Source organism: Streptomyces sp. 11-1-2, from assembly GCF_003595545.1.
GTDB lineage: Bacteria > Actinomycetota > Actinomycetes > Streptomycetales > Streptomycetaceae > Streptomyces > Streptomyces hygroscopicus_B.
The window spans coordinates 6,245,058-6,265,246 of record NZ_CP022545.1 but is presented as its reverse complement, the minus strand read 5'-3'; the positions used below and the strand labels follow the sequence as shown (position 1 = coordinate 6,265,246).

19 protein-coding genes and 1 pseudogene are annotated in these 20,189 nt (G+C 71.3%); 11 read left to right on the top strand and 9 right to left on the bottom strand.

The features are described from left to right. Positions 1-395 precede the first annotated feature (395 nt). The 5 genes from CGL27_RS26635 to CGL27_RS26615 form a co-directional block, all read right to left on the bottom strand. Positions 396-1,820, bottom strand: a complete 1,425-nt coding sequence (locus CGL27_RS26635; protein ID WP_119990495.1) for a HAMP domain-containing sensor histidine kinase — start codon at positions 1,818-1,820, stop codon at positions 396-398. Continuing rightward, positions 1,817-2,557, bottom strand: a complete 741-nt coding sequence (locus tag CGL27_RS26630; RefSeq protein WP_078642756.1) for a response regulator transcription factor — start codon at positions 2,555-2,557, stop codon at positions 1,817-1,819. The genes CGL27_RS26635 and CGL27_RS26630 overlap by 4 nt, the downstream gene beginning before the upstream one ends. A 128-nt stretch (positions 2,558-2,685) precedes the next feature. Beyond that, positions 2,686-3,792 carry a trypsin-like peptidase domain-containing protein gene (locus CGL27_RS26625; protein WP_119990493.1) on the bottom strand — a complete coding sequence of 369 codons (1,107 nt, stop codon included), beginning with the start codon at positions 3,790-3,792 and terminating at the stop codon, positions 2,686-2,688. Between the two features lie 545 nt (positions 3,793-4,337). After that, a complete protein-coding gene (locus CGL27_RS26620) occupies positions 4,338-5,360 on the bottom strand; it encodes a LacI family DNA-binding transcriptional regulator (protein WP_119990491.1) in 1,023 nt (340 codons plus the stop codon). A gap of 23 nt (positions 5,361-5,383) precedes the next feature. Further along, entirely contained in the window at positions 5,384-6,196 is an 813-nt protein-coding gene (locus CGL27_RS26615; protein ID WP_119990489.1) for a response regulator transcription factor, read from the bottom strand. A gap of 254 nt (positions 6,197-6,450) precedes the next feature. Here CGL27_RS26615 and CGL27_RS26610 point away from each other — a divergent pair, with 254 nt between their 5' ends. After that, positions 6,451-7,395: an alpha/beta fold hydrolase gene (locus CGL27_RS26610; protein ID WP_240450643.1), complete on the top strand. Its 945-nt coding sequence runs from the start codon at positions 6,451-6,453 to the stop codon at positions 7,393-7,395. Between the two features lie 38 nt (positions 7,396-7,433). Here the strand turns inward: CGL27_RS26610 and CGL27_RS26605 are convergent, their stop codons facing one another. Together CGL27_RS26605 and CGL27_RS26600 are read right to left on the bottom strand one after the other, a co-directional pair. After that, positions 7,434-9,392, bottom strand: a complete 1,959-nt coding sequence (locus CGL27_RS26605; RefSeq protein WP_107439114.1) for an ABC transporter ATP-binding protein — start codon at positions 9,390-9,392, stop codon at positions 7,434-7,436. 115 nt (positions 9,393-9,507) lie between these two features. Beyond that, the gene (locus tag CGL27_RS26600; RefSeq protein ID WP_162953074.1) at positions 9,508-11,250 is read right to left on the bottom strand and encodes an ABC transporter ATP-binding protein; all 1,743 of its coding nucleotides are present in this window, start codon (positions 11,248-11,250) and stop codon (positions 9,508-9,510) included. Between the two features lie 121 nt (positions 11,251-11,371). On the opposite strand from CGL27_RS26600, the gene CGL27_RS26595 reads away from it, so the two are divergent. The 6 genes and pseudogenes from CGL27_RS26595 (at position 11,372) to CGL27_RS26570 (ending at position 15,877) form a co-directional block, all read left to right on the top strand. Further along, positions 11,372-11,647 carry a MoaD/ThiS family protein gene (locus tag CGL27_RS26595; RefSeq protein ID WP_203348498.1) on the top strand — a complete coding sequence of 92 codons (276 nt, stop codon included), beginning with the start codon at positions 11,372-11,374 and terminating at the stop codon, positions 11,645-11,647. 11 nt (positions 11,648-11,658) lie between these two features. Beyond that, positions 11,659-13,088, top strand: a pseudogene (locus CGL27_RS26590) (hypothetical protein). 82 nt (positions 13,089-13,170) lie between these two features. Continuing rightward, positions 13,171-13,857 carry a DUF2993 domain-containing protein gene (locus CGL27_RS26585; protein ID WP_078642750.1) on the top strand — a complete coding sequence of 229 codons (687 nt, stop codon included), beginning with the start codon at positions 13,171-13,173 and terminating at the stop codon, positions 13,855-13,857. Positions 13,858-14,302: 445 nt separating this feature from the next. Next, positions 14,303-15,142, top strand: coding sequence for a sulfurtransferase (locus tag CGL27_RS26580; RefSeq protein WP_078642749.1), 840 nt, complete (start codon positions 14,303-14,305; stop codon positions 15,140-15,142). Positions 15,143-15,174: 32 nt separating this feature from the next. Continuing rightward, entirely contained in the window at positions 15,175-15,462 is a 288-nt protein-coding gene (locus CGL27_RS26575) for a DUF1416 domain-containing protein (protein ID WP_028814639.1), read from the top strand. A gap of 157 nt (positions 15,463-15,619) precedes the next feature. Then, on the top strand, positions 15,620-15,877 hold the full coding sequence (locus tag CGL27_RS26570) for a DUF3099 domain-containing protein (RefSeq protein ID WP_014053929.1): 258 nt from the start codon (positions 15,620-15,622) through the stop codon (positions 15,875-15,877). Positions 15,878-15,985: 108 nt separating this feature from the next. Here the strand turns inward: CGL27_RS26570 and CGL27_RS26565 are convergent, their stop codons facing one another. Beyond that, on the bottom strand, positions 15,986-16,351 hold the full coding sequence (locus CGL27_RS26565; RefSeq protein ID WP_014053928.1) for a DsrE family protein: 366 nt from the start codon (positions 16,349-16,351) through the stop codon (positions 15,986-15,988). 272 nt (positions 16,352-16,623) lie between these two features. Between CGL27_RS26565 and CGL27_RS26560 the strand changes: the two genes are divergently transcribed. From CGL27_RS26560 to CGL27_RS26550, 3 genes are all read left to right on the top strand, one after another. After that, positions 16,624-17,187, top strand: coding sequence for an FABP family protein (locus tag CGL27_RS26560; RefSeq protein WP_078642748.1), 564 nt, complete (start codon positions 16,624-16,626; stop codon positions 17,185-17,187). A gap of 133 nt (positions 17,188-17,320) precedes the next feature. Next, on the top strand, positions 17,321-17,797 hold the full coding sequence (locus CGL27_RS26555; RefSeq protein WP_078647564.1) for a transcriptional repressor: 477 nt from the start codon (positions 17,321-17,323) through the stop codon (positions 17,795-17,797). Between the two features lie 9 nt (positions 17,798-17,806). Further along, positions 17,807-18,772 carry a glycine cleavage T C-terminal barrel domain-containing protein gene (locus CGL27_RS26550; protein ID WP_078642747.1) on the top strand — a complete coding sequence of 322 codons (966 nt, stop codon included), beginning with the start codon at positions 17,807-17,809 and terminating at the stop codon, positions 18,770-18,772. A 62-nt stretch (positions 18,773-18,834) separates the two neighbouring features. Here the strand turns inward: CGL27_RS26550 and dtd are convergent, their stop codons facing one another. After that, positions 18,835-19,260 (bottom strand): D-aminoacyl-tRNA deacylase, encoded by a 426-nt coding sequence (gene dtd, locus CGL27_RS26545; RefSeq protein ID WP_078647563.1) that lies wholly within the window; start codon positions 19,258-19,260, stop codon positions 18,835-18,837. A 146-nt stretch (positions 19,261-19,406) separates the two neighbouring features. Between dtd and CGL27_RS26540 the strand changes: the two genes are divergently transcribed. Further along, positions 19,407-20,045 carry an ABC transporter substrate-binding protein gene (locus CGL27_RS26540; protein ID WP_119990487.1) on the top strand — a complete coding sequence of 213 codons (639 nt, stop codon included), beginning with the start codon at positions 19,407-19,409 and terminating at the stop codon, positions 20,043-20,045. The last annotated feature ends 144 nt before the right edge of the window (positions 20,046-20,189 follow it).

Below are 20,189 nucleotides of genomic sequence, written 5' to 3'. Positions count from 1 at the left end.
CCAGCCGGACCGAGCGGACCTGGTCGGACCGGACCTGGCCGGACCTGGCCGGACCAGGCTGAGCCTGACCTGCGCCGGACCGAGCCGAGCCGGACCCGGGTCAGGCCAGGCCAGGCCGGGCCGGGCCGCGCCGCGCCGCGCCGCGCCGGAGCCGCGCGAGGCCGGGCCGCGCCGGGCTGAGCCGGGCTGAGCCGCGCTGGGCAACGCCGGGGCAACGCCGGGGCCGCGCCGGGCCAGGCCGCGCCACCCCGGGCCGAGCCAGGCCGGAGCCGCGCCGAGCCGGACCTCCCTGGACCGCGCCGCTCCGCGCCAGGCCGCGCCGGACCAGGCCGGACCAGGCCGGACCAGGCCGGACCAGGCCGAGCCGCTCCGCGCCCGGCCGCGCCGGGCCACGCTCAGTCGACGTCGATCCCCGGCGGAGCCGTGGGCGCGCCCGGGAGCTTGATCCAGGCGACCGTGCCGCCGCCCGGGGCCGCCTCCAGTCCCACCTGGCCGCCCGCCTGCTGGACCGTGCGGGCCACGATCGACAGGCCGAGGCCCGAGCCGGGCATGCTGCGGGCGGACGGGGAGCGCCAGAAGCGCTCGAAGACATGCGGCAGTTCCTCGGCGGGGATGCCGGGGCCGTGGTCCCGCACCCTTACCTCTCCGCTTCTGAGGACGACGTCGATCACACCACCCGAAGGGCTGAACTTCACCGCGTTGTCGAGGAGATTGACCAGCGACCGCTCCAGCGTGGCCGCCTCACCGCGGACGTACCAGGGCTCGATCGAGGCGTTGATCGTGAGATGCGCACCGCGCAGCCGGGCCCGCTCCAGGGCCGTCCGCGCCACCTCGTGCAGGGCGATCACCTGCGGGGGGCCGCTGCCGGGCAGGGCATCGGGCCGGGACAGCTCCTGCAGATCGCCGATCAGCGCGGCCAGCTCGGTCATCTGCGCCTTGACGCTCCCCATGAGCGCCTTACGGTCGGCGGGCGGCAGCGCGCGGCCGGTCTCGTCGCTGCGGGCGAGCAGTTCGATATTGGTCCGGAGCGAGGTGAGCGGGGTGCGCAGCTCATGTCCGGCGTCCGCGATGAGCTGCTGCTGACGGTCGCGGGAGGAGGTGAGGGCCGCCGTCATGGAGTTGAACGACCGGGACAGCCGGGCGATCTCGTCATCGCCCTCCGCCGGGATGCGGACGGCCAGATCCTCCGTGCGGGCCACATGCTCGACCGCCTCGGTCAGCCGGTCCACGGGCTTGAGCCCGGTCCTGGCGATCCACAGGCCCGCGGCGCCCGCGCCGACGACGCCGACCCCGGCGACGAGCGCGAGGACCAGGGTGAGCGTGCTCAGCGGATGCTGGACCTCGCTCAGCGGGCGGGCCATGGAGACGGCGATCCCCCGCGGCAGCGGGCTGCCGGGGCCCTCGGTCGGCCGGTAGGTGTACACCCGCATGTCCCCGCCACCGCCCGCGCCCGTCGCGTCATGCAGCGCGCTCGGCCGCTGCCCGACGGCCACCTCCACATCGGCGGTGGTCACCGGGAGCTGGGTGGCCCCGGGCTGGGTGCAGCGGCTTCCGTCGGCCAGCACGATCTGCACGGAGTACGAGCCGAGGGCACGCGGGGTGTGGCCGTCGGCGCCCCCGGGGCTCTGGCACGCCTCCAGGATGCTCAGCACATTGCGCTCGTCCACCTTGACGTTGCGCAGGGAGGAGTCGAGTTGGGCACTGAGCTGCTCCCGGACGATCAGCCAGGACGCGAACGCGGACACCGCCACCGCCACCGCGACGGCCACCGCGGTCAGCAGGGCCAGCCGCGAGCGCAGCGGCAGTCTGTGGAACCTCACGAGGGATCGCCCTCCGCGGGCCGCAGCACATACCCCACCCCGCGCACGGTGTGCACGAGCCGCGGCTCACCGGCCGCCTCGGTCTTACGGCGCAGATACATCACGTACACGTCCAGCGAGTTGGACGACGGCTCGAAGTCGAAGCCCCACACCGCCTTGAGGATCTGCTCACGAGTGAGCACCTGACGGGGATGCGCCAGGAACATCTCCAGCAGGGTGAACTCGGTACGCGTCAGCTCGACGCGGCGCCCGCCCCGGGTGACGTCGCGGGTGGTCAGGTCCATCCGCAGATCGCCGAAGGCCATCACGTCGCCTTCGGGGAGCGCCGCGCCCTGCTGCCCCGCGTAGGAGCTGCGGCGCAGCAGGGCGCGGATGCGGGCCAGCAGTTCGTCCAGTTCGAAGGGTTTGACGAGGTAGTCATCCGCGCCCGCGTCGAGCCCGGTGACCCGGTCGCCGACCGTGTCCCGCGCGGTGAGCATGAGGATGGGCAGCGTGACCCCGGTGGCGCGCAGCCGCCGCGCGGCGGTCAGCCCGTCCATCCGGGGCATCAGCACATCGAGCACGATCAGCTCGGGGTCGTAGTGGCCGACCTTGTCCAGCGCGTCCAGTCCGTCCACGGCGGTCTCGGTCGCGTAACCCTCGAAGACGAGGCTGCGCTGCAGGGCTTCCCGGACGGCCGGCTCGTCGTCGACGATCAGGATGCGGGCGGGCTGATCGCCGTGGTCGGCGGGGCTCATGGGTCGGTTTCCTTCACGATCACGATGACGGTGGGCGGGGAGGTGGCCGCGCTGCCGAGCGAGCCGCTCCGCGGGAATGGCTCCGTCGCTGCTCCGCCGCGCTGCTGCCAGCCTCGCACGTGGGTGGGTCAGGCGTTGCCGTCACTGCCGCCCGAGCGCAGGGAGGCGAGATCGGACTTGACCGTGTTGACCGGGATCGAGAAGCCGAGGCCGACGCTGCCCGCGCTGCTGGAGCTCTGGCCCGAAGCCGCGGAGTACATCGCGGAGTTGATGCCGATGACCTGGCCGCTCATGTTGATCAGCGCACCGCCGGAGTTGCCGGGGTTGAGCGAGGCATCGGTCTGGAGGGCCTTGTAGGTGGTGGTCGACTCGCCGACGTCGCCGTTGTACCGGCCGCCGCCGAACTCGAAGGGCCACTGACCGCCGCCGCCACCCTGCCCCTGACCGCCTTGCCCCTGGCCCTGGCTCTGGTCCGTGGAGACGGTGACCTCACGGTCGAGCGCGGAGACGATGCCGCTGGTGACGGTGCCGGTAAGGCCCTCCGGCGAGCCGATGGCCACGACCTGGTCGCCCACGGTGACCTTGCTTGAGTCGCCGAGGGCCGCGGCCTTGAGCCCGCTCGCGCCCTCCACCTTGATCAGCGCGAGGTCCTTCTTGCTGTCGGTGCCGACGACCGTCGCGGTCTTCTTACTGCCGTCACTGAAGGTCACCTTGATCGAGTCGGCGCCGGAGACCACATGGTTGTTGGTGATGACCTCGCCGCCGCTGGTGATGACCACGCCGGAACCGGTGGACTGACCGCTGGTGCCACTCGCGCTGACCTCCACGATGCTGGGGCTGACGGCCGCCGCGACGGCCGAAACCCCGCTGCGGCTGGTGGAGTTGGCGTTGACCACGGGGGTGGAGACCGTGGTGTCGGACTTCTGCGTGGCGTTGGTGACCAGCGCGGCCGCTCCACCGCCCACGAGCGCCGAAACCGCCGCCACGGCCGCGATCAGCGCGATCGGACGCGACGCCCGCGCCCTGCGCCGCCCTCCGCCACCATGCGCCCCCTCACCCGCGAACGCCCCGCCCTCCTCCCCGACCCCGCCACCACTCGGCCACACGGTGACCCCGGACGGCGTGGTGACCGCCTGCTGAGGCTCATACGCGGGCGGATCGGGATACCCCGCACCACCGCCGTACGAGAAGGGATAGGGCTCGTCTGCGCCGCTACGGCGTGTGCTGTCCGTCATGTCTATGACTGTGCGACCGAAGTATGAGAGTCCCCTGAGTGCCCGCTGAGAACCCCACCAGAAGTCGGTATGCCCGACATAAGGCGGCCCGCGGAGGCGCGCCTACCGGGCGCCGAGGGACGCCGTAACCCTCGGGCCCCGCCGGCCTCCAACCCCCTCGGACGCACCGCAGGTCGGCGAAGCCCGTCCGCAGAACGTGGACGTCGCGCCCCACCGGCACGCCGCCGTAAGGCGGACACTCCGCCCCGGAGGGCGCGGCGCCTCCGCGAACATCGGGACCCAACCACGGAACGCCGGGATCACAAGCCTCGCCAGGCGCGGAATCTCCCCGCCGGGGAGGCCGCTGGGCGGGCGCGCGCCGCGCATGGCATCCGTTCGCGGGGCCGCAGGGCCCCACAGCGCGCGGGCGCAGCCCGCCGGGGAAGCAGCCCACACCGCACAGCACAACCGGCCCGCAGGGCTGATCCCGCCGGACGGCGAGGACAACAGGGGGCCGTCGGGGCCCCCAGGGCCCCGACCCGGGCAGAAGCGCTACGCGCTACGCGCTACGCGCAGCCGCAGGAGCGGCGGACCACCAGTGCCGAAGGGAACTGCTTGACCCGCTCGCGGCGGGAGCTGGCCAGGCGGACGCCGTCGTCCAGCACCAGATCGACCGCGGCGCGCGCCATCGCGGGGCGGTCGGAGCCGACCGTGGTCAGCGGGGGGTCGGTGAGATGGGCTTCCTTCACGTCGTCGAAGCCGGCCACCGCCAGCTCCTGCGGTACCTCGATCCGCAGCTCACGCGCGGCCCGCAGCACCCCGAACGCCTGGTCGTCGGTGGCGCAGAAGATGGCCGGGGGCCGGTCGGGACCTGCCAGCAGATCGAGGGCGACCTTATAGGCGTCGTACCGGTTGTACGGGGCCTGGAAGAGCCGCCCCTCCGTGGGGCGGCCCGCCTCGTGCATCGCGCGGCGCCAGCCCTCGACGTGGTCGGTGACGGGGTCGCCGACGGTCGGGGTTATCTCGGTGCCGCCGAGGCACGCCACGTAGTCATGGCCGTGCTCCAGCAGATGCCGCACCGCGAGCTGCGCGCCGCCGACGTCGTCCAGCACCACCGCCACGTCGTCGATCGCCTCGGGCCGCTCGTGCAGCAGCACCACCCGGGCGTCCCACGCCTCGATCTCGGCCGCCGCGTTCTCGCTCGGGCCCTGGCTGATGAGGATCAGCCCGGACACCCGCATCCCCAGGAAGGCGCGCAGATAGTGCACTTCGCGCTCGTCGAGGTAGTCGGAGTTGCCGACCAGCACCATCTTTCCGCGCTCGGCGGCCGCCTGCTCGACGGCGTGTGCCATCTCCGCGAAGAACGGCTGCCGGGCGTCCGGAACGATCAGCCCTATGAGATCGGTCCGGCGGCTCGCCATCGCCTGCGCGACGCGGTCCGGCCGGTAGCCGAGCTCCTTGATCGCGGCAAGCACCCGCTCGCGCGTGGCCGGGGCGACCGGCCGGGGTCCGTTATTGATGACGTAACTGACGACCGCGGTCGAAGTCCCCGCAAGCCTTGCCACATCATCCCGCGTCACCTTGGCCACGCGCGAAGTCTACGCGGGTCCAGCTAGCTGTTGGCCGGTCGTGCGACAGCGGCCCTCGCCGCGGAGCCGGGCGCCCCGCCGGGGTGCTCGCCCCGCGCCGTGTCGCCCGCTCCGGCGCCCCGCGCCGCGGCCTTGGCCCGGGCCTCCTCGGCGGCGCGCTCGACCTTCTCCGGCGCGACGAAGCGGTAGCCCACGTTCCGCACGGTGCCGATCAGGGACTCGTGCTCCGGGCCCAGCTTGGCGCGCAGCCGCCGGACATGGACGTCCACGGTGCGAGTGCCGCCGAAGTAGTCGTAGCCCCAGACCTCCTGCAGGAGCTGCGCCCGGGTGAAGACCCGGCCGGGGTGCTGCGCGAGATACTTCAGCAGCTCGAACTCCTTGAATGTGAGATCGAGCACACGCCCCTTGAGCTTGGCGCTGTAGGTGGCCTCGTCGACCGACAGATCGCCGTTGCGGATCTCCATCGGGCTGTCGTCGGTGGTGATCTGCTGGCGGCCCATGGCCAGCCGCAGCCGGGCCTCGACCTCCGCCGGGCCCGCGGTGTCCAGCAGGACGTCGTCGATGCCCCAGTCGGCGGTGACGGCGGCCAGCCCGCCCTCGGTCACCACCAGGATCAGCGGGCAGCCGGGGCCGGTGGACCGCAGCAACTGGCACAGGTTGCGCACCTGCGGCAGATCGCGGCGGCCGTCGATCAGGATGACATCGGCTCCCGGCGTGTCCACCAGGGCCGGGCCTTCGGCGGGAGCCACCCGCACGCCGTGCAGCAGGAGGCCGAGGGCGGGAAGCACCTCCGTCGAGGGCTGAAGTGCGTTGGTCAGCAGCAGGAGGGAACTCATCGTCCACCACCCGCCCCGGCCATGTTCTCGAGGTTGTGCACGCTTCGCTCGCCCATTACGTCGGTTCCTCCTCGGTCCCTTGCGAGAGGGGCACCTCCCGGGCCGTGCCCGGGGGAGTATGCGGCTACTACTTCGTACAGTCACGCTCCGCGCCCTTGGAGCGACGGTGCGCTCAAACGCGCACCCCGCCCTGAAAGCACAAAAGGACCCGGGGGCTACGTTGCCCGGATCCTCTTCACGACAGAATAACCCACATGACATGTGCCCGAGAGGCTCAATCTGCTCCCCGTTGTCCTTCCAAGGTCATTACGGGGGAGCGGCGGGCCACGCTGCTGACCGATGACGGCGTCTCGATCGAGGCACTGTACGAGCCTTCCCCGGCGCCCGGCACCGAACCCTCCGACCACCTCGCGCTGGTGGTGGGGCACGGGTTCACCGGCGCCCTGGAGCGCCCCGCGCTGCGCCGGGTGGCGTCGGCGTTTCGCCAGCGTACAGCCGTGATCACGTTCTCGTTCCGGGGCCATGGCCGGTCCGGCGGACGGTCCACGGTCGGCGATCGCGAGGTGCTGGACCTGGCCGCCGCGGTGCGCTGGGCGCGTCGCCTCGGGCATCGGCGGGTCGTCACGGTCGGCTTCTCGATGGGCGGGTCGGTGGTGATCCGGCAGGCGGCGCTGTACGGGAAAAACGAAGAAGATCAGCCGGTGCACATCGCACACAATGGGGAGCGCACAGGGCGCTCGCCGGGGCGCACGGACCCCGCGGCCGACGCGCCTGACACGGCGCCCGACGGCACGGCACCCGACGGCGCGGCACCCGATGCCGTGGTCGCGGTGAGCGCACCCGCCCGCTGGTACTACCGGGGCACCGCGCCCATGCGGCGGGTCCACTGGGCGATCACCCGGCCGGCGGGCCGGCTGGTCTCCCGCTACGGGCTGCGCACCCGGATCGACCCGCGCGGCTGGGACGTCGATCCGCTGTCCCCGGTGGCCGCGGCGCCGCTGATCGCGCCAACGCCGCTGCTGATCGTGCACGGCGACCGCGATCCGTACTTCCCGCTGGACCATCCGCGGATGCTGGCGTCAGCGGCGGACCCGTCCGCCTCGGAGCTGTGGATCGAACCGGGCTTCGGCCACGCCGAGACCGCCGCCTCCCCCGCCCTGCTGGGCCGCATCGCCGACTGGGCGGCGACCCACGTCTGAGGAGGCGGCCCCACTTATTCGGCCTCCTATTCGGCCTCTTATTCGGCCTCCGCCACCGGCTCCGCGAACTGGGACGCGTACAGCCGGGCGTACGCACCGCCCGCCGCGAGCAGCGCGTCATGCGAGCCCTGCTCCACGATCCGCCCCGACTCCATCACCAGGATCACGTCCGCGTCCCGGATGGTCGACAGCCGGTGCGCGATCACGAAGCTGGTACGGCCGCTCCGCAGCGAGGCCATCGCCCGCTGGATGAGGACCTCGGTACGGGTGTCGACCGAGCTGGTGGCCTCGTCCAGCACCAGGATCGACGGCTCGGAGAGGAACGCCCGGGCGATCGTGATCAGCTGCTTCTCCCCGGCGCTGACATTGGAGCCCTCCTCGTCGATCACCGAGTCGTAGCCGTCCGGCAGGGTCCGTACGAAGCGGTCCACATAGGTGGCCTTCGCCGCCTCGACGATCTTCTCGAAGGTCGCCCCTTGCGCGCCGTACGCGATGTTCTCTGCGATCGTCCCGCCGAACAGCCAGGTGTCCTGCAGCACCATCCCGATATGGGAGCGCAGCTCCTCCCGTGACATCTCGGCGATGTCCACCCCGTCCAGCGTGATCCGCCCGCCGCTGACCTCGTAGAACCGCATCAGCAGATTGACCAGGGTGGTCTTCCCCGCGCCGGTCGGGCCGACGATGGCCACGGTCTGCCCGGGCCGCACGGACAGCGACAGACCGTCGATGAGCGGCGTGTCCGGCTGGTAGCGGAAGGAGACGTCCTCGAACGCGACCTGCCCCCGCACCGCCTCCGGCCGCCGCGGGTCCACCGGCTCGGCGCTCTGCTCGGGCGCGTCCAGCAGCTCGAAGACCCGCTCGGCGGAGGCCACGCCCGACTGCACCATGTTGGCCATGGAGGCCACCTGGGTGAGCGGCTGGCTGAACTGCCGGGAGTACTGGACGAACGCCTGGACATCGCCGATCGACAGCGCGCCGGAGGCCACCCGGAGCCCGCCGACCACGGCCACCAGCACATAGTTGAGGTTCCCGATGAACATCATCGCGGGCTGGATCAGCCCGGAGATGGACTGGGCCTTGAAGCCCGCCGCGTAGAGCTTGTCGTTCTGCTCCCGGAACAGCTCCGCGGACTCCTTCTCCCGCCCGAAGACCTTCACCAGTGAGTGGCCGGTGTACATCTCCTCGATATGGGCGTTGAGCTTGCCCGTGGTCTTCCACTGGGCGACGAACTGCGGCTGGGCGCGCTTGCCGATGCGCGTCGTCACCCACACCGAGACCGGGACGGTGATCAGCGCCACCAGCGCCAGCAGCGGCGAGATCCAGAACATCATCGACAGCACGCCCACGATCGTCAGCAGCGAGGCCATGATCTGGCTGAGGGTCTGCTGCAGCGTCTGCTGGATGTTGTCGATGTCGTTGGTGGCGCGGGAGAGCACCTCACCGCGCGACTGCTTGTCGAAGTACGACAGCGGCAGCCGCGCCAGCTTGTGCTCCACGTCCTCGCGCAGCCGGAAGACCGCGCGCTGGACGATGACCGTGGCCACCCGCGCCTGCACCAGGCCCAGGAGCGAGGCGACGACGTACAGCGCCGTGGCCCACAGCAGCACGATGCCGACCGCGTGGAAGTCGATGCCCTGGCCGGGGGTGACGTCCATCGAGGCCACCATGTCGGCGACCGTGCCCTGGTCCCTGTCGCGCAGCCACTGGACGGCCTGCTCCTTGTTCGCCCCGTCAGGCAGTTGCCGTCCGATGAGGCCCGCGAAGATCAGGTCGGTCGCCTCGCCGAGGATCTTCGGACCCACCACCGCGAGCGCGACGCTGCCCGTGCCCAGCGCGAGCACCAGCAGCGCGATACCGCGCTCGGGGCGGAGCCGGGCCAGCAGCCGGCGGCCGGAGCCGCGGAAGTCCAGGGACCGCTCGGTCGGCTGCCCGCCCATGAAGCGGCCGGGTCCGGCGGCGGGCGCCGGACCCCTGCGGGGTGCCGAGGTGCCACTCATGCGGTGTCCCTTACATTCGCCCCGCTGCGCCAACAGCTGATGTGACGGTCGCCCACGCGGCGCAGAGGTGCGACTTCCGTCGCCTTCTGCGGCTCAGTGGCCGCGTGTGCGTCGCTCATGCCGCCTCCTGTTCGGTGAGCTGGGAGAGCACGATCTCGCGGTAGGTCTCGTTGCCGGCCATCAGCTCGCCGTGGGTACCGGCGCCGACGATCCGCCCCGCGTCGAGCACCACGATCAGATCGGCGCCCCGGATGGTGGACACCCGCTGGGCCACGATGACGACCGTCGAGTTCTCCGTCTCGTCCACGAGCGCCGCCCTCAGCCGGGCGTCGGTGGCGTAGTCGAGCGCGGAGAAGGAGTCGTCGAAGAGATAGACGGACGGCCTGCGGACCAGGGCCCGGGCGATGGCCAGCCGCTGCCGCTGGCCGCCGGACACGTTGGTTCCGCCCTGGGCGATCGGGGCGTCGAGCCCGGCCTCCATGGACTCCACGAACTCCCGCGCCTGGGCGGTCTCCAGGGCCCGCCACAGCTCTGCGTCGGTGGCGTCGGGATTGCCGTACCGCAGGTTCGAGGCGACGGTGCCGGCGAAGAGATACGGCTTCTGCGGAACGAGCCCGATGTTCCGGGTCATCACCTCCGGGTCGAGGTCGCGCACATCCACCCCGTCGAGGTGGACGCTGCCGTCGGTCGCGTCGAACAGCCGTGGCACCAACCCGAGCAGGGTCGACTTGCCACTGCCGGTGGAGCCGATGACGGCGGTGGTCCGGCCGGGCCGGGCGATCAGCGAGATGTCGCGCAGCACCGGCTCGTCGGCGCCGGGGAAGCGGAACTCCACGCCCCGCAGCTCCAGCAGCCCTCGTCCGGCGTCGGCGGGCGCGGCCGTGACGGGCACGAGGGGCGGTACGACGCTGGTCTCGGTGTCCAGCACCTCCTGTACGCGCTCGGCGCACACCTCGGCCCTCGGCACCATCATGAACATGAAGGTGGCCATCATCACGGACGACAGAATCTGCGCCAGATAGCTGAGGAACGCGGTCAGCGCGCCGATCTGCATCCCGCCGCTGTCGATCCGGTGCCCGCCGAACCAGACGACGGCCACGCTGGAGACGTTCACCACCAGCATCACGGCGGGGAACATCAGCGACATCAGCCGTCCGGCCCGCAGTGAGACGTCCATCAGCCCGGTGTTGGCGGCGGTGAAGCGGTCGCGCTCATGGGTGTCGCGGACGAAGGCGCGGATGACCCGGATACCGGTGATCTGCTCGCGCAGCACCCGGTTGACGGTGTCGATGCGCTCCTGGACATGGCGGAACAGCGGGCGCATCCGGCGGACGACGAACGTGACGACCACGCCCAGGACCGGAACGATGAGCAGGAGCAGCCCCGACAGCGGAACGTCCTGGTTGAGCGCCATGACCACACCGCCGACGCACATGATCGGCGCCGAGACCATCAGCGTGAACGCCATCAGGCACAGCATCTGCACCTGCTGCACATCGTTGGTGGTGCGGGTGATCAGGGACGGCGCCCCGAAGTGGCCCATCTCACGGGCGGAGAAGGACTGCACCCGGTCGAAGACGGCGGCGCGCACATCGCGGCCGAGCGCCATGGACGTACGGGCGCTGAAGTAGACGGCTCCCGCGGCGCACACGATCTGAACAAACGTGACGGCGATCATCAGCCCGCCGACACGGACGATGTAGCCGGTGTCGCCCTTCACCACTCCGCCGTCGATGATGTCCGCGTTCAGCGCGGGGAGGTAGAGGGTGGCGAGGGTCTGCACCAGCTGCAATAAGACGATCAGCGTGATCGTTCGGGTATAGGGCCTCAGATGCGCCCGTATCAGTCGTACCAGCACACCGAAACCTTAAGTGACGCACGCCCCGAACCGGCCGTATTTTCGACGAACCGCGCGTGGTCCATGGCGCGGGCCCGCACCCGTCATCATGGAGGCGGCAGATGACGGGAAAGGGATCGCGATGGCGATGAAGAACACGCCCGCCGGGACCATCCGGTACTGGGCCGCCGCCCGCGCCGCGGCCGGTACCGCGGAGGAGCCGTACGCCGCGCGGACACTGGCGGAGGCGCTCGAGGTGGCCCGGGAGCGGCACACCGCACGGCCGGAGTTCGCGCGCGTGCTGTTGCGCTGTTCGTTCCTGGTCGACGGAACCCCGGTCGGCACCCGCGACCACAAGACGATCCAACTCGCCGAGGGCGGCACGGTCGAGGTGCTCCCGCCGTTCGCAGGAGGGTGAACCCCGAGCTCATGAGCAACCAGCCGCACCAGCCCAACGAGCCCCACGAGCCTCATCACCAACAGAACCCGCAGAACCAGCAGAACCAGCAGCAGCCGTACCAGCAGCCGTATCCCCCGTACGGGTCGTACGAGGCTCCTTACGGCGGATACGACCAGAGCGCGCATCCTTACGGCGGCAATGGCGGCAATGGCGGCAACGGCGGCCCGGGCAACAACGGCGGCCACGGTCAGGGCGTCCAGCAGCCGGGCGACTGGCCGGGGTACGAGGGCTATCCGCAGCAGCAGGGGTACGCCCAGGCCCAGCCGCAGCAGTACCAGCACCCGCAGCAGCAGTACCAACAGCAGCCGTACGCGGATCCTTACGCCGCCCAGCAGGGGCACCAGGGACACCAGGCGCACCAGGGCCAGCACCCGAACCAGGGGCAACAGGCCCATCAGGGGCAGTACGCCCAGGGCTGGGATCAGCAGCAGCACCCGTACCAGCCCGCCGCCCAGCACCCGGCCCAGCCTCCGCACCCGGCACAGCCCCGGACCGCGGCACAGGCCCAGCACGCACAGGCCCAGCACGCACAATCCCAGCAGCCCCAGGCCCAGCACCAGGCCGCGCCCGCCCCCGCGACGGCAGCCGCGACCACGACCGCCGAGCCGCCCGCCCCGCAGCCGGACCGGCCGCTCACCGCCGCCGAGAAGGCCCGCGCCGAGGGCCGTCCGCAGATCCTCCCCCGGGGCTCGTCCCCGCCGCGCTGACCGCCGTGCTCGCCGGCCTGCTCGCGGCCACCGCGCCGCTGGGCCGCCCGGCGGTCGCCGTCGTGGTGGCGGTGCTGCAGGCGGTCACGGCGGCGGGCTGGTTCCGGCTGAACGGCATGTGGCCCGCCCGGCAGGGCATCGCGCTCGCCTACGCGGGCGGTCTGGCCGCCAGCATCGGCCTGCTCGCCACCGAGCCGGCGCGCGCCCCGACTGTCCTCATCGGCACCATCGGCGTCTGGCTGCTGCTGGTGGTCATCCTCCAGCTGCGCAGCCACGCCTCCGCGGACGAGCGGCTGTACGGGCTGACGGCCGCTGTGGCGTCCACGGCCCTTACGGTGCTCGCGGCCGGCCATCTGGCCGCCGTCGCCGAGTCCTCGGACGCCGTCGTGGTGGGGGCGGCCGCCGTCGCCGTGGCCGTGCTCGTCCGGGCGCTGCCGCTGCCGACCGCCGCTGCCGTCGTGGTCGCGCTGGCGGCCGCCACGGGCGCCGGGGTCGGGGCCGGGCAGCTCACCGGAACGGGCACTTCCACCGCCGCCCTGCTCGGGTTCGCGGCCGGGGCGTGCGCGCTGATCGGCCACCGGGTAGCCAGCTACGACTACCCCTCGCGGTTCGTCCATATGACGGCCGGCGTGGCGCTGCCGCTCGCGGCCGCCGCCCCCGTGGTCTATGTGATCGGCCGCGCACTGGGCTGACTCCCCGGCTCCCGCTCGGCCGCTCCGGATAGGCTCGCAGCCTCAGGCGAGGGCCTGAGCACGAGCCTGGGGGACCACGCACATGCGCGCACTACGCATCACCTTGATCGTCGTCGTGATACTCGGCGGCCTCTTCGTGGCCGCCGACCGCATCGCGGTGTACATCGCGGAGTCGAAGGCCGCAGACAAGATCAAGAGTTCGCAGGGCCTGACCACCACGCCCAATGTCTCGATCAAGGGCTTCCCCTTCCTCACCCAGGTCGCGGGCAAGGAGCTGGACGAGGTCGACGTCGGTGTGGACGGGCTGACCACGGCCACGGGGGACGGCCGCAGCGTCCGGGTCACCGAGCTCGACGCGAAGCTGCACAACGTCCGCATCTCGGGCAGCTTCTCCTCGGCCAGCGCCGACCGCGCCACCGGCTCGGCCCACATCAGCTACGCGGACCTCTCGCAGGCCGCCGGTCCGGGGGTGACCGTCGGCTACGACTCGTCGGGGTCCAACAAGGTCAAGATCACCGGCAGTCTGCTGGGCCTCAGCCTCACCGCCCACTCCCAGGTCACCATCGTGAACGGGACCACCATCCGGCTGCACGCCGAGTCCATCCCGGGCGGCAGCATCCCCCAGTGGGAGGACAAGGTGCGCGAGAAGGCCGACATCGAGCGGAAGATCGAGGGACTGCCCACCGGCATGCGGCTCGACAAGGTGGAGGCCACCAAGGACGGCATAGACGTCTCGGTCACGGGTAATAACGTCCAGCTGACGGGCTGACGCGATCAGCACCAGGGGCGCCCGATCTCGCCCCTGGTCCATTCACTGAGACGATCTCGTCCGCATACATGACCGCCCGTGGCCTTCGCCTGCCCGGGCGGCCCCGCCTCCGGGGCCTTCACCCGTCTCTCATCTCACACTCCGGACGATAATGTCTCACCATTCGACACGCCGGTGACATGCCCGCCTGTCCGTCCCTACGATCGGACGCATGAAGCGACAGGCGGATCTCACGAAGCGGCGGGCAGTCGACCTGTGCCGCGTCGCCGCCATGCTCTGTCGCACCGTCTGAACGGGACACGGTCCGGCATGCCCCGGACCGGCCCCCTCCTCGGCCCGTCAGCCGGGCCTTCCCGCACTTTCGCTCGTACGCTCGCCGCACGCCCCGCGCGGCGCCGTGTCGCGAGCGTGCCCGTACCGCCGCAACTGCCCCGGAGGAGAGAACATGAGCCGCAGTGACGTCCTGGTGGACGCCGAGTGGGTCCAGGCCCGGATCGACGACCCCAAGACGGTCATCGTCGAGGTGGACGAGGACACGTCGGCCTACGACAAGAACCACATCAAGAACGCCGTACGGATCGACTGGAAGCAGGACCTCCAGGACCCGGTGCGCCGTGACTTCGTCGACCAGGCCGGCTTCGAGAAGCTCCTGTCGGAGAAGGGCATCGCCAACGACGACACGGTCGTCCTCTACGGCGGCAACAACAACTGGTTCGCGGCGTACGCCTACTGGTACTTCAAGCTCTACGGCCACCAGGACGTGAAGCTGCTCGACGGCGGCCGCAAGAAGTGGGAGCTCGACTCCCGCGACCTGGTCGCCGAGGTGCCGACCCGCGCGGCGACCGAGTACAAGGCCAAGCCGCAGGACGCCTCCATCCGCGCCTTCCGCGACGAGGTCGTGGAGGCCATCGGCTCGCTGAACCTCGTCGACGTGCGCTCCCCCGACGAGTTCTCCGGCAAGCTGCTCGCCCCGGCCCACCTCCCCCAGGAGCAGTCGCAGCGTCCGGGCCACGTGCCGAGCGCCCGCAACATCCCCTGGTCGAAGTCGGCCAACGACGACGGCACCTTCCGGTCCGACGACGAGCTCAAGGAGATCTACGAGAGCGCGGGCGTCGACCTGGCGAAGGACACCATCGCCTACTGCCGCATCGGTGAGCGCTCCGCTCACACCTGGTTCGTCCTGCACGAGCTCCTGGGCCAGACCAACGTGAAGAACTACGACGGCTCCTGGACCGAGTACGGCTCGCTGGTCGGCGTGCCGGTCGAGCTCGGCGCCGACAGCTGACCCCTCTCCCCCGAACGTAAGGACAGACATCCATGTGTGGAGCCAAGGCCGGCGGCCCCGACGCCTCGACGATCAAGCCCGGTGAGACCACCATCCAGGGTTCGGTGACCCGCGACGGCGAGCCCGTCACCGGCTACGTCCGGCTGCTGGACAGCACCGGCGAGTTCACCGCCGAGGTCCCCACCTCCGCGACCGGACAGTTCCGTTTCTACGCCGCGGAGGGCACCTGGACGCTGCGTGCCCTGGTTCCCGGCGGCACCGCGGACCGCACTGTTGTCGCCCAGAAGGGCGGGCTGGCGGAGGTCGCCATCGCCGTCTGACGCGTGACGGCGCGTCGTGACACACGGCCGGAGGGCCGCACCCCGGGGTTGGACGCCTCGGCGGGGTGCGGCCCTCCGTCTGTTCGCGCGGGGGCCGTCCTCTATCGGCGCGGTCCTTCATCTGTCGGCGCGGCGGTCCCGGACGTACGCTGGAGTTATGTACGCGCGACGCCGCCACGCATATTTTTTCCTGATGGGCGCGTGTCTGACGCTCTTCATCTCGGCGTGGGCCTTTGTGCGCTTGTGGTCCGTACCCGCCGCGGTCGCGATGTGCATCGTCGCCATGGTGATCCCGCCCCTGGCCGCCATAGTGGCCAATCGCCGGGGCCCGGACGACCGATGGTGGGATGAGTCGGGAGACGAGGAATCCGACCGGTGGTGGCGGGAGCTGGACGAGCACAACCACCGGCATTGACCACCAGCACAACCGCCCCGGCCGATCGGGGCCCGGCAGGGGCCACTGACCGGGCCCCGGCCGGGGCGCCCAGGACCGCCCTGGTACCCCGGGGTGTTCAGGACCGCCCTAGTACACGAGCGCCTGGACGCCGTCGGGCATGATCTCGCTCACGAAGACCTGAGCGCCCGCGATCCGGGCACCCTCGATCAGATCCTTCTCCTCGATCTCCCGGCGCGCGGCGCACTGGGTGCACACCGTGATCGTGCCGCCGCCCGTAAGGATGCCATCGATCAGATCCGGCAGCGGCGCCGCATGCGGGAGTTCGAACTCCGCCGCCCGGCCCGGCAGCGCGAACCACGTCGACTCCCCGGTCAGCCAGAGCGAGACCTCGACCCCGCTCGCCGCGGCCACCGCCGCCACCGTGAACGCCTGGGAGCACCGCTCGGGAGCGTCCGCGCCCGCCGTCACCTTGATCACCAGCTTCTTGGCCATACGCCAACCTTAGGGTCGGCACGGTGGCCCGGGCGCCGCACGGCGACCTGTCTCCACCGGCCGCCCCGGCGCCGACTAGACTCGGTGCCGTCCGTCATCTGTTCCGAGGAGCGCGCTCGTGCTTGAGGCAGTCTTCACCACCCTGATGATCCTGGTCGCCGTGGCCACGCTCGGCTTCGCCGCGCTGACCTGGAAGAAGCTGTACCAGGGCCAGCGCTGAACCCCTCCCGCCCGGCCACCACGGCTCGACTCTCGACAGATCGCCTGAATCCATGATCCAGATTCCCTCCGACCTCCACCCGGACCTCGTGCCGCTCGCCTTCCTCCTGGGCAACTGGGAAGGCGCGGGCGTATCGGACTTCCCCGGGGCCGAGAAGTGCAACTTCGGCCAGGAGGCCACCTTCACGCACGACGGCCGCGACTTCATCGAGTACGTCTCGCACACCTGGGTGCTGGACTCCGAGGGCAAGAAGGTGCGCCCCCTGGAGACCGAGTCCGGCTACTGGCGGATCGACAAGGACCGCAAGGTCGAGGTCGTGATGAGCCGGGACCAGGGCATCGTCGAGGTCTGGTACGGCGAGCTCGCGGAGGGCAAGCCGCAGATCGACCTGGCGACGGACGCGGTGGCGCGCACCGCGCACGCGGCCCCGTACGCGGGCGGCAAGCGGCTGTACGGCTACGTCAACAGCGATCTGATGTGGGTCGGCGAGAAGGCCACCCCCGAGGTCGAGCTGCGCCCGTACATGTCCGCGCATCTGAAGAAGGTCGTCGACCCCCGGGAGTGGGCCAAGGACCTCAAGGACCTCCCGGACGACGGGATCGCCTTCTTCCGCTGAGCGCTTCCGGGCTGTTCCGCCTCGGAGCAGGTCCGGGCCGTTCCACCTGCCGCCGGGCCCGGGTCTTCCGTGCCGCGGCCGGTTCTGCCCTGCGCGTCCGGCCGGTGACCGCGTGCCCGCCTACACTTGCACCGTGGCGACCACCGACTGGAAGAGCGATCTGCGGGAGCGCGGCTACCGGCTGACCCCGCAGCGCCAGCTCGTGCTCGAAGCCGTCGATCATCTGGAGCACGCCACTCCGGACGAGATCCTCACCGAGGTGCGCCGCACCGCGAGCGGCGTCAACATCTCCACGGTCTACCGCACGCTGGAGCTGCTGGAGGAGCTGGGCCTGGTCAGCCATGCCCATCTCGGCCATGGCGCTCCCACGTACCACCTGGCCGACCGGCACCATCACATCCATATGGTGTGCCGCGACTGCACGGATGTGATCGAGGCCGATGTCTCCGTGGCCGACGCCTTCACCCGGCAGCTCCGTTCGGACTTCGGCTTCGAGACCGATCTGAAGCACTTCGCGATCTTCGGCCGGTGTGCCGCGTGCTCCGCCCGACAGCGCCGTGGAGACGACGGCCAAAACGGCTCCGGTGAGGGCCGAGCCCGCAGGTCGTAGGCTGAGTCCATGAAGAGCCCTTTGCTGTCGCTGCCCGGCGCCGTCCCCGGCGAGGGCCCCGACGAAGGCGTCGCCGCCCACTACGGCGACCTGTTCCGCGAGCAGCGCGCGCTCGCCGACGGCACCGGCTTCGTGGACCTCTCGCACCGCGGAGTGGTCACGGTAAGCGGTGCCGACCGGCTGAGCTGGCTGCATCTGCTGATCACTCAACACGTCAGCGAACTCCCGCCGGGCCAGGCCACCGAAGCCCTGATCCTCTCCGCCCACGGCCATATCGAACACGCGCTCTATCTCGTCGACGACGGCGAAACGACCTGGGCCCATGTGGAGCCCGACAGCCAGGGCGATCTGATCGCCTACCTGGAGAGCATGAAGTTCTTCTACCGGGTCGACCTCGCGGACCGCACCGACGACTACGCGGTCGTCCACCTGCCGGCGGGCAGCATCACCGAGGCCCCCGAGGACACCGTCGTCCGCGAGACCCCGTACGGCCGGGATCTCTTCCTGCCGCGTGCGCGGCTCACCGACTTCGCCGAGGCGAGCGGGCCGGCGATCGGGGTGCTGGCGTACGAGGCGCTGCGGGTCGAGGCCCACCGGCCGCGGGTCGGCCTGGAGACCGACCACCGCACCATCCCGCATGAGCTGGGGTGGATCGGCTCCGCCGTCCATCTGCAGAAGGGCTGCTACCGCGGCCAGGAGACCGTCGCCCGGGTGCAGAACCTGGGGAAGCCACCACGCCGGCTGGTCTTCCTCCACCTCGACGGCAGCGAGGTGACGCTGCCCTCCCACGGCGCGCCCATACGGCTGGCCTCGGAGGGCGAGGAGGGCCGCCAGCTCGGGTTCATCACCTCCTCGGCCCGCCACCACGAGCTGGGGCCGATCGCGCTCGCGCTGGTCAAGCGCAATGTGCCGGTGGACGCGGAGCTGATCGCCGACTCCACGGCCGCCGCCCAGGAGACGGTCGTGGAGCCGTGAGCCCGGGGCGGTCGCACCAGACCTCGAGGTGAGGCCGCACCAGACCTCGAGGTGAGGCCGCGCTAGACCTCGATCACCACCGTGAACGGGCCGTCGTTCGTGAGCGAGACCTTCATGTCCGCTCCGAACCGGCCCGTTTCCACATGCGCGCCCAGCTTCCGCAGCTGGGCCACCACCTCGTCGACGAGCGGTTCGGCGACCCCGCCGGGCGCCGCCGCGTTCCAGGTGGGGCGGCGCCCCTTACGGGCGTCGCCGTAGAGCGTGAACTGGCTGATGACCAGCAGCGGGGCGGCCGTGTCCGAGCAGGACTTCTCGCCCTGGAGGATCCTTACGGACCACAGCTTGCGGGCGAGCTGGGCCGCCTTCTCCGGAGTGTCGTCATGCGTCACCCCGACCAGCACGCACAGCCCCTGGCCGACGATCTCGCCGACCGTCTCGCCGTCCACGACGACGTTTGCCCCGTCCACTCTCTGTACCACAGCACGCATACCGACCATCATGCCGTGCGTCCATCCGGGGCCGATCGGGTGGAGAGCCGCTGCACAGGGAGCATCACTGGTGGCACGATGCGTGCAGGCGGTGCAAGCGGGCAGGAACTGCGGGAACGACGCATCGCTGGAGGGGACGGACACCAATGACCACACCGGGCACCGGCCAGCCCATGGCCACCGAGGGCCTGCTGCCGCCACGGCCGCCGAGTCAGCGCGGCGGGCGGCTGGCCGATTCCGCCGCCGTGACGGCGCCGACCGTGGCTCCCACGTCCGCGGCGGCGAGCGCTCTGCACGCACTGCGGCTGCCGGAGCTGCGGGCGCTGCGCCGCGCGGCACAGGGCGAGGAGGCGGATCTGAGCTATCTGCGCAGACTGCTGCAGGGCCGGATCGACATCCTCCGCGCCGAGCTGGGCCATCGCCGCGATCCGGCGTCCGCGGCGGCCTCGGCACAGCCGTCCGCCGCGCTGGTGGACCGGCTGCCGGAGATCCTCGCGGACCTCCCCTCACGGCACCGCTCCTCGGCCCGCCATGTCACGCTCGGGACGCCGCAGGGCGCCGAGTACGAGCGGCTGGCCGAGGAGATGCTGGCCGAGGTGGGCCTCTCCGATCTGCGGGCCCGTACGGACGAGGAGCTGCGGGGCGCGATGGCCCGCCTCGTCGGCCATGAGCAGCAGGTGTCGCGGCGGCGGCAGGAGCTGCAGCGGACGGCGGACGGCTGCAGCGCGGAGATCGCCCGCCGGTACCGCGAGGGAGAGGCGCAGGTGGACGACCTGCTGGCGTAGGCGTCGGCGGGGTGCTCGGAGGGTGCTCGGGGGAGCCGTCCACCAGGTGCTCGCCGAGCCGTCCACAGGGTGCGGTGTGATGAAAGGACCTGGTCCGCAGGCTGGGGAAATCGGCGTGCGGCCGGTGGCGGCGGACGCCTAGCG

Bases quoted from the DNA above. Each gene is read 5' to 3' on its own strand.
- CGL27_RS26595 (WP_203348498.1), top strand. From the start codon at position 11,372: ATGGCGATGAAGAACACGCCCGCCGGGACCATCCGGTACTGGGCCGCC.
- CGL27_RS26610 (WP_240450643.1), top strand. From the start codon at position 6,451: ATGACATGTGCCCGAGAGGCTCAATCTGCTCCCCGTTGTCCTTCCAAG.
- CGL27_RS26570 (WP_014053929.1), top strand. From the start codon at position 15,620: ATGTACGCGCGACGCCGCCACGCATATTTTTTCCTGATGGGCGCGTGT.
- CGL27_RS26615 (WP_119990489.1), bottom strand. From the start codon at position 6,196: ATGAGTTCCCTCCTGCTGCTGACCAACGCACTTCAGCCCTCGACGGAG.
- CGL27_RS26630 (WP_078642756.1), bottom strand. From the start codon at position 2,557: ATGAGCCCCGCCGACCACGGCGATCAGCCCGCCCGCATCCTGATCGTC.
- CGL27_RS26625 (WP_119990493.1), bottom strand. From the start codon at position 3,792: ATGACGGACAGCACACGCCGTAGCGGCGCAGACGAGCCCTATCCCTTC.
- CGL27_RS26575 (WP_028814639.1), top strand. From the start codon at position 15,175: ATGTGTGGAGCCAAGGCCGGCGGCCCCGACGCCTCGACGATCAAGCCC.
- CGL27_RS26540 (WP_119990487.1), top strand. From the start codon at position 19,407: ATGACCACACCGGGCACCGGCCAGCCCATGGCCACCGAGGGCCTGCTG.
- dtd (WP_078647563.1), bottom strand. From the start codon at position 19,260: ATGCGTGCTGTGGTACAGAGAGTGGACGGGGCAAACGTCGTCGTGGAC.
- CGL27_RS26580 (WP_078642749.1), top strand. From the start codon at position 14,303: ATGAGCCGCAGTGACGTCCTGGTGGACGCCGAGTGGGTCCAGGCCCGG.
- CGL27_RS26585 (WP_078642750.1), top strand. From the start codon at position 13,171: ATGCGCGCACTACGCATCACCTTGATCGTCGTCGTGATACTCGGCGGC.
- CGL27_RS26565 (WP_014053928.1), bottom strand. From the start codon at position 16,351: ATGGCCAAGAAGCTGGTGATCAAGGTGACGGCGGGCGCGGACGCTCCC.
- CGL27_RS26550 (WP_078642747.1), top strand. From the start codon at position 17,807: ATGAAGAGCCCTTTGCTGTCGCTGCCCGGCGCCGTCCCCGGCGAGGGC.
- CGL27_RS26560 (WP_078642748.1), top strand. From the start codon at position 16,624: ATGATCCAGATTCCCTCCGACCTCCACCCGGACCTCGTGCCGCTCGCC.
- CGL27_RS26605 (WP_107439114.1), bottom strand. From the start codon at position 9,392: ATGAGTGGCACCTCGGCACCCCGCAGGGGTCCGGCGCCCGCCGCCGGA.